1 protein-coding gene is annotated in these 14,258 nt (G+C 73.4%); it reads left to right on the top strand.

Features of this window, described 5'->3' with window-relative positions; genetic code table 11:
• Positions 1-5 precede the first annotated feature (5 nt).
• Positions 6-14,183, top strand: a complete 14,178-nt coding sequence (locus ACIQPR_RS46375; RefSeq protein WP_403662913.1) for a hypothetical protein — start codon at positions 6-8, stop codon at positions 14,181-14,183.
• Positions 14,184-14,258 lie beyond the last annotated feature (75 nt).

Genomic DNA, 14,258 nt, shown 5'->3' with positions numbered 1-14,258 from the left:
CGCACATGAGCGTCGAGATGCCCCCCGAGCTGGCCTGGGTCGCCCGGCTGGCGGTCGGCCAGTCCTGGCCGAAGGGCGACGAGGACAACCTGCACGCCCTCGGCCAGGCGTGGAACGAGGCCGCTCAGGAACTCAGGGGCATCAGCGGACAGCTCGGGGCGTCCGGCAACGGGGTCCTGGAGAGCGTGGGCGGACAGGTCGCGGACGAGTTCCGCGCCTTCGTCACGCAACTGGAGTCGAGCCTGCCGGAGATGGCGGAGTCCGCGAACCAGCTGGGCAAGCTCGGCAAGCACACCGGTGTCCAGGTCGAGTACTCCAAGTACATGATCCTCGGCCAACTCATCCTGCTGGCCGCGCAGATCGCACAGTGGATCTTCTTCGCGCCCGAGGTCATCCCCCTGGCCATCACGGCGGCCCGGATCGCGGTGAAGATGATCCTGCGGCGGCTGCTCATCTCGGTCGCGACCGGCGTCGCCCTCAACGTCGGCCTCGACGTCGCCGTCCAGACCATCCAGTTCCTCAAGGGCGACCGCACCGAGTGGTCCACCGACAACACGGTCTCCGCCGTGGTGTCGGGCGCCATCGGCGGTGCCGTGGGCGGCGTCTTCTTCGGCGCGGGCGGCGTCCTGGCACCGAAGTTCGCGCACTCCCTGCTCGGCAAGGGCATCCTCGGCGCGGCGACCGGACTGGGCACCTCCGCGATCATGTACGGCATCTACCACAGCGGGGAGGACGAGTTCGGCACGTCCATCAGCGCGGGCGCGCTGGGTGCGCTGGGTGGTGGCGGCAAGCGGCGCTTCGGCGGCAAGGGCGACACGGTCAAGGTCGACCCCGTCCATGTCAACGTGCCCGGCGCGCTCACGTTCGACCTGCCCGGCCTGGTGTCGGAGACGAAGGCCGAGCTGTCCGCCCCGGACACCTTCAAGACGGCGACGGCTGCTACGGCGACGGCCGGTACGAACGGGACGGGGCACTCGACCGGTTCCTCGACCACGACCAGTACGGGCCGGGACACGGACACCGCCGGGACAGGCAACGGTGCCTCCCACAGCGGGAGTTCGACCACCGCGCACGCATCGGAGACGGCTCACGACACGTCCACGGCCGGCGCCGCCCCGCACGAAGAGGGGCTGCCCGGCTTCACGACCACGGTCATCGGCACGGCCCAGACCTCGACCGCGCACACTGCGGCATCCTCGGCCACCGCTGCGTCCACCATCCGCACGGGGACGGGGGCCGCCGCACCGACCCGCGGCACGCCGGAGGTCGGCGGCACGACCGCCGCGCAGGTCAGCCGTCCCGCGACCACCGCCGGTGCGGGCAACTCCATCCCCGGCGGCAGCCGCCCGCCCACGGTGAGCAGCGGCGCGGACCGCGTCCGCGACACCGGTACGACCGGCCCGACGCCGTCCACGCGTACGGAGACGGGCACCTCCGCACGTACGGACGACAGCGCCGCGTCCCCGCGTACGGAGAGCGGCGCACCCGCGACCGCGGACACCGCCACGGCCGGGCCCGCGGAGTCCACCGCTGCCGCGAGCACGACGGCGAACGTGCGGACCGACACCGTGCCGACGCCCCGGGACACCACGGCAACCGCCACCGCGTCCCACGAGCAGGCCGCCGTACCCACCCCGGACCCCACTCCACCCCCCGGCAGGTCCGGCCCCGCGCCTCGCATGACCCTCGATCGCACCCCGCGCTTCGTCGTCCGGTCCGCCTACGAGGCCCGTCGGTTCCTGCACCGGAACGAGCGGTTCACCGACCTGACCGTGAGGGTGGCGTTCCGCGAGGGCGGCAGCGGGAGCGACACCGACGCCGTGTGGAACCGGATGTCCGAGGGTGTCGCGCAGTTCCTCAACACGCCCGCCTACCACCTCCCCAACGGCGACCGTCTGCACGTCACCGTGGTACGCGCCCGCCCCGGCGAGGTGCCGCATCTGACGGTCGACCTGGTCGGCCGGGACCGGGCCATGGACCAGCGGTCGTGGTGGCCGGACGCGGACCCCGTCGACTTCGCGCACGAGATCGCCCACCAGATCGGCCTGCGCGACGAGTACCGCGACAGGACGACCCCGCACCGCCCCGCCGTCGAGGGCAGCCTCCAGGGCGACTACCGTGCCGCGGCCCCCGACGGCCTGCGGCAGGCGGGCCTGCGCGACCGCCATCTCCAGCTGATCGGCGCCGGGATCGGCGACCTCGGCGAGCCTGCCGTTCCCCGGCACACCGACGTGGACCCGGCGGCCGGGCCGGCGCCGCAGACACCGTCCGCCGCGCACGAGGGCGCACCGTCGTACGACACGGAGTGGGCACGGGCCCGGCAGGACGCCACGGGGCACGAGCGCCGCCAGGCGTGGGTCGATCCGGTCTCCGATCCCCTGGGCGTGGGGCGCGTGGCCCGTCCGCCCGCGACCGGCGGACGGACGACCGGCGCACGGACGACCGGGCCCGCGGTGGCCCCGCGGATGCACCAGCCCCCGACTGGCGTCCACGCCCCCGACAACTCGCTGATCATGCAGCCCGGTTACGCGTCCGGCGACCAGTTCGGCATCCTCGCGACGCTGCTCGCCGAGCCCAACGCGCATGTCCTCATCGCGGGCGGTCCCGACGTGGGCCATGAGGGACACGACCCGGTGCTCGACAAGTCGCGGGCCATCAAGGCGTTCTATGTGGAGAGCGGCATCGAGCCCGGGCGCATCAAGACGCTGAACCTCCCCAGGCTGGAGCAGGGCAACGTCTGGAAGCAGCTGAACCAGGCGGCCACCCGGATCGCCCGGGACGAGTGGCTGATCGCCAAGGACTTCCACGAGATGTACGAGCAGAAGGAGTTGTGGGGCGTCACGAGCGGCACCGACTACGTCGCCCAGAACTTCTCCGACGCGATGCGATCGAGCATCCGCGCCGCGTGGAAGCTGGAGGACCATCGCGACGCGCAGGTCACCGACTGGCTGGCCGGGCGAGGGGTGCGGATTCCCGGGGGAGAGCAGGACGGGAAGGGCGTGCTGGTGCTGTGGTCCCGGTTCACCGGCAAGGCCACGAACTGGTCGGACCTGCGCGGCCGGATGGAGCACGACACCAGCTTCGAGGGCACGCGCCAGCTCCTGCGGAATCTGGCGGCCGACTACAGGGCCGTGATCATCACCGGTGATCCGCACCCCGACCCGACGAAGGCGGGCAAGTGGAACGAGCTGGTCCAGGAGATGCGCGCCGAACTGGGCACGGAGCACATCCACGACCTCACCGGCTTCTGGCGGGGCTCCGACACCGGGCTGAGCAGCTGGGGCGGCGACACCCGCACCGGCCAGTTCCGGCTCTACGACCATCTGAACCGCCGGCACGGCGGCGTCCAGCACATCGGCTTCCGCTCCGGGAACCTGGAGGCCGTGGCCCTGATCGGCCACCGGGTCCGCTACCTGGAGGAGGGCGACGCGACCGGCTCCCTCCGGATGGAGGCGTGGCACGACAGGTACAACGGACTGACCCGCAAGGGTGGCCTGGCCCCCGGATACGAACGGACCGTCGTCGCCGACCCTCCCACCGCCTCCGGCAGACACGCCAAGGACTTCCAGCTGAAGCCGGAGCTGATGGGGGAGTACCAGCCGCCCGAGGCGAACTCCCCCTATCGCAAGCCGATAGCCGTGTACGCCGCCGAACACGGCTTCGGCTACCCGGACGTGCGGCAGATCCGTGAGGACCTGGGGCTCACGGGACACCGCCAGGGACAGCGGTCGTTCGACGCGGCCAGGCTGGGCGATGTCAGGCGCAGGTACCTGAAGGCGACCGCGGTGATACGCCAGTACGCGGACTACTATCCCTCCCCGAAGGCCCAGATCGAGGAGTATCTGGGCGCCTTCGACGCGTTCCTGGGACAGGATCCGGCGACGTATCAGGGCGGCGCCTCGCAGATGTACGAGGACTTCGTCGCGCACTACCTGCCGCAGTTCTCGCATGTGTGGCAGATGCGCCGTACCGTCGAGTACAACGTCTGGGCGGCCTACTACCAGCAGGCGAACGCGCAGCAGGCCGTGTCCGGGGCCGACGAGGTCGGTCCGCGTGCCCCGCAGGCGGACACCGTCGTCCCGCACTCCGACGGCACCGCCATGACAACCCGGCCCCCGAGGGCGCAGCACCCCGCGGAACCGTCCCCGGACCATCCGTCCGCCTCGGCCGTCCCGACCACCGACGGTTTCGCCGAACTGCGCCGGCTCTCCTCCGCCTGGGTGACGGAGTCCGAGGGGCGCTCGCGCTACGGCATGCCCGCGGCCAACTTCCGCAAGTTCCGCGACATCTCTGCCGCGCACGGCCTCAGGATCGACGTCCGGCCGACCAACCCGACGGCCGCGCACTGGCTCGAAGAGGGGAAACTGCCCAAGCCCAAGGACATCAAGGCGAAGTCCATCAACGACCTGGACGTCCAGCTGGGCGCGAAGGCCGAACACCAGGGTCTGATCGGGTACTTCCAGCCGGTCATGCCCGATCGCGCGGGCATCGCCGAGCCGGTCTGGAACCGGCTCGAAGCACGGTTCGCGCAGCGCGCCGAGGAGTTCGCGACCCTGGCACCGGTCATGGCCAGGCTCCAGGACGAGGGCCGGTTCAAGGTCGAGGACGGCCTGGTGTTCGGCCGGGACGGCGAGGAGGGCTGGAAGGAGATCACCGGCGACCACGACGTGTTCGACATCAGCACACCGGGCGGCACCCGCCTGAAGGGCGAACCGTACGACCGGCTCGTCGACACGATGATGGCCAACGACATGGCCGTCATGCACGGGGCGCACATGGACTGGGAGCCGTCCACGCCGTTCAGCAAGGGCATCTTCAGCAAGATCGTGGAGTCCCATCAGGAAGGCGGCGAGCCCCTGCTGCGCTTCCGGCCCGGAGCGAACGACGCCGAACTCGTCCACGCGCCCTCCGAGTTCCGCTTCAAGGGAGCGGAACCGGAACCCCTGTCGGCCGAGCAACCGAGGCCCACCCCGATCACCCGCAAGCCGCCCCCCGACGAAGCCCGATCCCCGCTCGCGCATGGACACATGCCTGCCGATGAGACACAACTCCCGCTGGATACCGCGCGGTTCACCGATGACGAGACCGTCCCCGTGATCGCGGAGGCGAAATCCGGCACGGCGGGAGCCGACTCCTCACTCACCCGCGCGGACTCCGTCGCCGAGCGGGCCCGCCCTCCCCTCGCGCGTGCCGAATCCACCGGAGAGCAGCCCCAACTCCCGCCGGCCCAGCCCGAATCATCGATCGCTCGCGCCCAGTCACCCGATACGGGCGGCACCGCCGAGCGCGGGCTTGTGCGTGAGCCCGAGCCCGAGCCGATGGTCGTGGAACCCGAGGGCGACCCCATGACCCCGCCTCCGCCGCGCGACGACCCGGGCAAGGACGGCGACCCGGCTCCCCAGGACCACCGCCTGGACCGTGCCGAGCCGCCCGCCGAGCCGCTCCCCGAGCCGCCCGCCGGGCCGCCCGGACGGCTCGGCGGGCGGTACCAGCGGTCGTTGGCGGGGATCAGGATCACCGACGCGCCCGGACCCGAGGCGTTGCGCGCACGGGTACTGGAGACCTTGCCCGCCGCGCACCGCGCCGACCGCCAGGTCGTCCAGAGGCTCGACGCGGAGTTCGATCCGGCCAACTTCCGGGCCAGGCACGAGGAGATGGTCAACGGGGGCTGGCGCTTCCAGCTCAGGGTGGGCGGCGCCCCGCACGACGTGGTGCTCAGGGCGCGTCCGGGGGAGTGGCGGCTGAGGGAGGAGCGCCCGCCGGGCGGCGAGAGCACGGACCCGAAGGGATTCGAGCGGTCGGCCGCGGCCAAGCGCGAGAACGAGCCGCGGAAGACTTCGCTCACCACGTCCGAGGCGGGCCTCGACCTGGCCCCCACCACGATCCGCCCGATCGAGGGCCACCCCGACCGGCTGATCGTCGTGACCCCGTCCGTCAAGGCGGGCGGCGCCACCCACGCGACCGACACCTCGGTGAAGACCGCTTCGGCCACAGGCACGAAGACCGCGCTCACCGGCCTCACCGACACCTACGTCTCCGACTTCCACTACGAGGTGGAGACCGTGGGCCCCGACGGCCGGGCGCTGCCCCGACCGGCCGGACCAGGCCTCCACGCCGACGTGACGGCGGAGATCGTCCGCACGGAGACGGACCGGGCGGACGGGTCGCCCGCGCGCTGGACCGGCTGGGAGAACGACCGCCCCGGCCGGGTGGAGGGCCGCCCGCTCGACGTCACCGGGCTGAGCGCCCTGCACGCCGACGTCTTCCGGCACCTGCCGAGCGAGGAGCGCCCCGACGGCACCGCGCACCGCGACATCCTGGAGTTCCTGTCCCCGAAGAGCGTCCTCGACGGTTTCGAGCACGCCGCCGGCTGGGGCCTGACCTCCAAACGCCTTGACCTCTCCGGCGGCGGCCACGCCTGGCTCCGGCTCACCCTGCTACCGGGGACGTCCGTCAGTGAGGGCGCGGTCACCGACAAGGAGACCTTCACCAGCCAGGAGACAGGCGAGCACTCCGCCGGCCGGACCGGCACCTCCACCTGGGGCCTCGGCCTGAACGCGGGCGGCGCGCGGCGCGTCTGGGAGAGTCGTACGAACAAGGAGTCGACCTGGCTGACGGTCACCGGCGGGTACTCCTACGCACACAGCCAGGCGCACCAGGAGAAGGGCAAGCAGACCTTCGCGGTCGAGCACAGCCTGGAGCACGCGGGCACCGCCGACCTGGTCAGGACCGCGGTACGGTTCCGCGTCGAGGTGCTGCGCGAACATCTGTCCCCGGGCACGGACGGCCTGCACGCCGTCCGTGCGGAGCCCGACCCCGGCCCCGAGCGCGGGCGGGCCCCGAGGGACGAGGAGAACCCGCCCGCCGTGCGGACCGGGGAGGTCGTCCGCGTCCGCCCCCGCCCGGCCGCGACCGCCACCGAGGCCACCGCTCCGCCGGCCGTCGACGGCGACACCGGCCCCGGCGCGCCGGACTCCCGCCCCGCGCCGGGGGCCCTGCGCGAGCCGCTGACCGCGCAGCGCACCGCCTTCGTGGACGTCCCCGGATCGGCCGAGCTGGAGCGGCACATCACCGACCGGCTGCGTGAACTGGCCCCCGGTGTCCTCCCGCCGCCGGACGGCACCGAGGGCCGGGTCACACCGCAGGCCATGGAGAACCAGCGTCTGCTGCGTGAACGCGTGTCACGGTCCGGGCTGCGCGCCGACGGCGGACACCTCCTCGACGGCACCTTCCGGATCACCCTGGACGCCTCCCACCTGCCGGGGCTGCCCGGCCGTACGTATGAGGTCGTGGTCGCGGCCGACACCGGTGCGGGCCGGTACGACGGGGCCGTGGCGGCGACGGCGAAGGACTCGGTGGCCCGGGGGCACGCCTCGGACACCGGGGTGACCCGGGGCGGCAAGCACACCCTCGGTGCCGCCGGCGCCCTGCGCGCCGCGCTCAACCCCCGGGACAGCGTGCGGGCGTTCGGGCTCGGCGGCGTCGACGGCTCGTACGCCCCGTCCCGGCAGGCCGTCGCGTCCAGCGAGACCCGGGCCAAACGCGCGTTCCAGCACAAGGGGCAGACGGACGCGTTCAGCTACGCGGTGACCTACCGCGTCCTGGTCGGCCCGCACCGGGCGGGCGATCCGCCGGGCACACTGCCCGCCGGAGGGCACGCCACCGGCGCGGGCCCGGAGCATGTACGAGAGGTCCGCGTCGGGGACGCCGACCGGCTGCGCGTCGAGATACGCAGACGGGAGATCTCCGCGTCGGCGCCCGCACATCTGCGGTCCGCCCGGCTGCCGCAACTGCACTCCGTCACCCGCGTCTCCGACGAGGCCGGGTTCCGGCGGCAGGCACGGACCGCGCTCAGGCAGACGTTCGAGTCGCGGTCCCCCGCGACCGACGGCGAGCCGCACGTCCCCGAACTCGACACGGCTGTCGAGGAGTTGGCCGGTCGGACCCAGTTGCCCGGACTGGTCTCCGCGTCGCACTCCGGCTGGGCCAACACGCTCGACCGGCACGTCGGCGACGGGCGCGCCCCCGACACCGTCGGCCTGTCGGTGCGCACCCGGCTGAGCGATCTGACGTACCAGGAGACGCTGTCCGGCGACGGCACGCTGGAACTGGAGCTGACGGCGAGCGGCGCCACCACCCTCGCCGATCAGACCTCGTGGTCGCTCAAGGGCAGCATCGGACCCGACTTCGGCCGGTTCCCCGAGACCCCGACCGGCGCGCTGACCACGGGCTACCAGCTGCGCGGCGGTGGCAAGGCCAAGGCCGGCGGCCAGTGGGACGACGTCGACACGGTCAAGCAGCAGACCAGCACCACCCGCAAGACCGGCCGCACCGGCACCTGGCACGTCTACCGGGCCACGGCGGAGGTGAGCGTCGCCGGGCGGGTCACCGACGCGTCCGGGGCGTCGCACGTCGGCCGTCCCGTCCGCCGCGACCACGAGGTGTTCGTGCTGCTCTCCGACGAGGACGTGACACGCCCGGCGTCCGACGGGCAGCGCGACGACGCCCCGCCGACACTCCGGGCCACCCTGCTGGACCAGGGCGTCTCGGGCGGCGTCATGGTCGAGCTGCCGGACACCGACCCCGTCCTCCGGGAGATCGACCGCCAGCTGCGCGGCCCGAACGACGAGACCGTGCCGGTGGCCGCGCTCCCCTTCGCCGACACCTACTCACCGGACACCCTCGCCGCCCGCTACGACGAACTCGTCGGCCCCGGCATCCTGGACCGGCACATCGAGGTGACGCGTGCCGGACACGTCGTCACCGAGGTGCTGGTACGCGGGATCACGGACGGCTGGCGCGACGACGGCTCCCGTTCGGACCGCTCCCTGACCCGCGAGGTGACCACCGCCGACACGGTCAAGGGCAAGGCCGGCGGCAAGGGAACACTCGGCGTCGAGGGCACCCTGCGGGCCGCCGTACGCCCGCCCGTGCCGCACCTCGACTCGGCCTCCCTGGCGCCCGCCGTCACCCTGGAGGGCAGCCGGGGCAGCACCGCCGAGTCCGGAGTGACCACCACCGTGGGGCACAAGACATCCGGGTTCGGAGACGCGAACGCCCGCTTCACCACCGGCCTGCGATTCGAGGTGACGGTCACCCGACGCACCGAGACCGGCCGTTTCGTGCACCTGCCGAAGGACCCCGAGTCGGTCGGCCCCTACGAGGCGACCGCCTGGGTGCCCGAGTCCCTCACCCAGACGGCGACCGCCCCGTCCCACCCGCGCGTTCCCGACGACACGCTCCGCCCCGCCCCCCTCGCCGCCCACCCCTTCGACATCGAGCTGCACCGGCTTCCCGGACCGGGGGACGCCGAGCACACCACCTGGCAGAACGCCCTGCGCGGAGCGCACGACCTGGTCGGCTTCGACAACACCAAGTCCCTGTACGACACGGCCGTCCAGGTCCAGGCGACCCCGCGCCCCTGGGGCGAGGGCGTACTCGGCCGCACCGGCGCCTACTACTCATGGGCGCTCGCCCAGGCCACGACCCTGGCCGGCCGGACGGCTCGCTCCACCCTGCCCGAGTATCTGACCGGCACGGTCACCCGTTTCGTGGAGACCTTCACGGCCGACCCCCGGCTGGGCCGCGAACACGATCTGAGCCAAGAGCAACGCCTCACGCCGGAGCAGCAGTTCGCGATCCGCCAGGCGTTCTCCGGACAGTCACTGCCGGCCCTGTTCCACCGGCTCGGCACCCCCGACGTCGGGCACCGGGTGCCGGGCACCTCCGTGACCCTGTCGATGGAGGCCATCGGCCCCGCCGAGGAGATCGGCCGCCGAGCCGCGGCCGACGACGAACTCTCCGTCGCCGTCAAGGACGAGTCCGGCACCGCCGCCACCCACACCTACAACTGGTCCGTCTCACCGCTCGACTTCACGGTCCTCACCGACGACCCGGTGGTCACCGTCCCCCTCGCCACCGGCCGCCTGACCAGAGACCAGACCTACGACTCCACCCGCCCCGTCACCCGTACACCCGGAACACCGGGCAGACCCACCCCGGACCCGACGGCCCCGCACAGCACGCCCCCCACGGAACCCGGCAGGGCCAAGGTCACCGGCCGGACCGCGCTGCTGCGCCAGCCCGTCAGAATCACCCTCCGGAGCCAGGACGACGAGGGCACCTACGGCACGCCCCGCACCGTCACCGGCCACCTCTTCCACTGGTCCGCGTCCGACAACGCCACGGCCGCGACGCCCGAGAGACCGCCGCACAGCGCTCCGGCCCCGTCGTCCTCCGGCGGAGTCCACCGTCCCACGCCCCCGTCCGCCTCCGGTTCCGCCCTCCGCCCCAGCGCCCGGTCCTCCGCCAACTCCCGCCCCCGCCCCGCGGGTTCGTCCCCTTCGGGCTCCTCCCACCGCCCGACGACACCCTCCCCCCTCGGCCCACCGCGCCGGCGACCCGCAGCCGCTCCGCCCTCTCACCTCGCGTCCTCCGCCACCGGCTCCGCCGAGGTCGCCCCCCGGGCTCCCGCGGCCGTCGACGGCGCATCCGCCCCCCAGGGGCCACCCGCACCCGCCGCCGAAAGCCGCACCCTCGACGCGGACGGACACACGGTCGCCCAGGGCGATGCCGAGACGATCACGCACGGCGTCGCGTTCACCTCCGACGACGCCACCACCCTCACCCCCGAAGACAGCGCCCACCTCGACACGCTCGCCGCCGACGTGGCACACGACGCCGTACGCCGTGCCGCGACCGGCCTCGGGCTGCCGGAGATCCTCGTCACCGGCCACGCCACCGCGTCCGTCTCCGGACTGCCCCACTTCGGCAGGGCGATCCGGATCGGCGCCGAACGCGCCGAGGCGGTCCGTGAGGTGTTCGCCCGCCGCCTCGACGCCCACCTGCGCGACCTGGACGCCCCGCTGACCTCGGACGCGTTCACGATCACGGCGGAGTCCCGAGGCTCGGACCTCCCGCACGGCACGGACCCCGCCCAGGACACCCCGCAGGCCCGCCGCCGCGCCGTCGTCACGGTCACCCGCCCCCTGCCCCACGAAACCCGAACCCCTGCGGTACCCCCCTCGGTACGGCCGGAACAGTGGCGCTCCCGGCGCGGCCAGGCCGGCTGGGCCGTGTTGCGCACCGAGCGCTACGACCCCGCGCGCGACCCGTCAGCCGACCGCCCCGCCCCCGGACTGCTGGCCGGACGGGACGTCGTCGTGCGCGCGGCCGTCGCCCGGATCCAGGCGGACGACGGCCGTTGGGTCCGCAACCTCTCCCTGCACCTCCCGGTGCGGTTCGGCGCCGGGTTCGGCCCCGCCGACCTGGGCGCCTACCGGGAACGGCTCCAGTCGCTGCTGGACACCCATGTCAACGGGGGGCGCAGGCTGCCCGGTTCGGGCGATCACCTGCACATCGACGTGGAGCTCGAACACCGCCCGGACCACCCGGAGGCCGTCGAGATCAGCCGCGGCGACGCACCGGAACACGCCTGGGACCAGTTCACCTTCCCGCTCGGCACCCACGAAGGCGTCCGCGACGACGCCAGGGCGCTGCACGAACTGCTGCACTACGTCGGCGTGCCCGACCGCTACCACGACGACACGACGCTCTTCCGCCGCCTGGAAGGGCAGTCCGACCGGAGTGGCCTCATGGCCGACATCGACACCATCGACGTACCCGACACCTACCTGCGAGCCATCGCGGAGGTCACGGACTCCGGCCCGGTCCTGCGCGACCTTCCGTACACCGAGGACGACGGGAGACCGGCCGCCGCCGTGCCCGGGCTGACCGAGGCCGCCGCCCGCGAGACCCTGCTCACGGTGGACCCGGACGCGCAGGCCCCGGCCCGAGCCCCCGCCGCCGCGCCCTTCGCCGACCGCTCCGCAGAGCAGGTCGCGGAACTCGTCGGCCACGCACGGCACGAGTACACCGCGATGGACGACGGCGGCGGCCGTAACTGGCGGGGCCCGGGGCGGCCCCGGTTCGACCCCACCCGCTACCACGTCCGCCACGACGACGGGAACCGCGACCGGCGCCCCACACCCTGGGCCGACGGCGCCTATGTCGTCCTGGCCCGCGTCCGAAGGAACCACGTCATCCTGGAGACGCCCCACGGCGATGTCGAGTTGACGCGTCCCGAGGACTTCGCCGCCCTGCTGGCGGACGACCCGATCCGGCCCCCGGACGCCGACATCGTGCTGGCCGTACGCGGCCTTCCGCAGGACGCTCTCGGCCTGCCGCAGGCCGTGTTCGCCGCGACGGGCAACCGGGTCTGGACACCGTCGGGCGGGAGCCTCGAACTGCGGACCGTGCGGGCGGTCGGGACGGTCGAGAGGATCGAGCTGTCCGGCCGCGACCCGCAGTGGGCGCCGACCACCTCGGCGGCGGGCCCCGACCACTTCGCCCACCTGCGGGCGCGCCGGCTGGTCACCGAGGAGTACACGATCGCGTCCACCGCCGACGACCCCGTGCTCTTCCACCGGCTGCCCGGAACGCGTCTTGAGGCCTTCCACCCCGTCTCACGGTCCGACCCGCGCTCCGCCGCGCTGATCATGCCCACGCAGGAACTCGACACGGTGCACGCCCTCGACCGGCCCGCGCTCCAGGTGTCCCAGGACCGCACGCTGGCCGTGGACACCGGCGGGCTGAGCCAGCAGGCGTACGCCACCGGGCGGGCCGTCGACGAGGCGAACGCGAGGCTGGCCGCCGCCGGCAGCAAGGTGCGGCTGGAGGCCGACCCGGAGGTGTCCCTCACCCTGACCCGGGACGGCGGACCGTCCGCGGCACCGCTGCTGCGGGTCACCCCGCGCTTCCTGACCGGCTCCGGCCGCTCCGAGGAGGAGACCTGCCGCGACTTCGCGCAGATGGTGTCGGGTCAGGTCAGGGCCTCGCACGTGGTGTTCCGGGTGCCGGGGCGGGTCGCGACCGGACGGATCAGCGCCCTGGACACGGCCGAGGTCACCGGCACGCACCACCTCGCCGAGTCCCTGGTCGAGCTCGCCGAGGGCAGGACCGACCCGGCCGCAACCGGCCCGTCCTGGGCCGCCGCCCAGGTCTCCCGGGACGACCGGGGCGTCGGCGGACAGGGCGGCGCGCCGCTGCCCGGCCGGGCGTACGGCAGCGCGCTCAGCTACGCGCGGGTGGACGATCCGCGCCGGCACGCCATGGCCGGGGCGGCGCGACGGATCGGGATCAACGAGGGAGCCTGGGCGGAGGTGGGCGAGAGCTACCTGATCCAGTCGATCAACGCGGCCGACGCCGAGGGCAGGCCGACCCTGGCGGTCAACTACGCCAAACCTGAGGCCCGTAGCGGATCGCACTTCGGATACCACTTCGCGTCCGTGGTCCTGGCCAGCGAGGACGGGCAGTCCCAGCTCACCCTGGAGAACCACGCCCGGGTCAGCAGGAACGACATGGAGATGAACGCGGCGGTCGAGGAGAACCTGCGCAGCTCCGCGGCCCAACTCCGGGCGCTGGCCCTCTCGTTGCACGCGCGCGCGGACTACGCCAAAGCGGTGGACGCACCGGCCGCCCACCGGTCGGCCCTCACGTCCCGCGCAGGACTCGCCGACCGGCTGGTCATGGCGAGGGAGGCCCGCGACGCGGGAGCACCGGAGGAGGAACAGCGGCGCACGTTCCGGCTCGCCGCCACGGCCATGAAGCACACCGCTCCCATGATCGACGGCAAGGCCCAGTGGTACTTCCGCTCGTACAGCAAGCGCCCCGGGGAGTCGATGCACGAGTCCCACGCGGAACTCCTGTCCGACCACGTCTCGGCCGAGGCGAACCCGCTCACCCTGGTCGTCCTGCACGGCCACGCCGTGTCCGCGCCGGAACACCGCTACATCCCCTTCGACGCGTCCGACGTCATGCCGGACAGTGCGGGCTACAAGCTCGACCACCTCGCCGAACACGTCGTCCGCACCGGTCTGTGGAACGTCACCCACGACCTGCGGCTGCCGACCGTCCGCCTGACCGGCCACGGAGACGGACCCACACCGCATCTCGACCGCGCCCGCACCACCGCCATGGCCACCCGCGTCCGCGACGAACTGCGCACCCGCATCGCCGCGGTGCTCCACGACCGCGCGGCGACCGTGAGCGCCGACGACTTCACGATCACCGTCGCCGCCGGTCTCCACCGCCACGCCGGCCGAACCAGCGGCCCCCAGGTCGCCTTCGAGGTCGACCACTGGCGCACCCTCCAGGACGACGACCCCGGTCGCCACGCACCCTGACGCGGGAGGCGGCGGTGGCGCGCAAGGGCCTGCAAGGGCGGACAGATCTCTCGTTCTGCGGTGGGGAAAGGCAGT

The organism is Streptomyces sp. NPDC091280 (assembly GCF_044768565.1).
GTDB lineage: Bacteria > Actinomycetota > Actinomycetes > Streptomycetales > Streptomycetaceae > Streptomyces.
The sequence above is the reverse complement of the archived record's forward strand: the minus strand, read 5'-3'. Positions and strand labels throughout refer to the sequence as shown.

Coding starts and splice junctions, on each gene's coding strand:
- ACIQPR_RS46375 (WP_403662913.1), top strand. CDS start 6: ATGAGCGTCGAGATGCCCCCCGAGCTGGCCTGGGTCGCCCGGCTGGCG.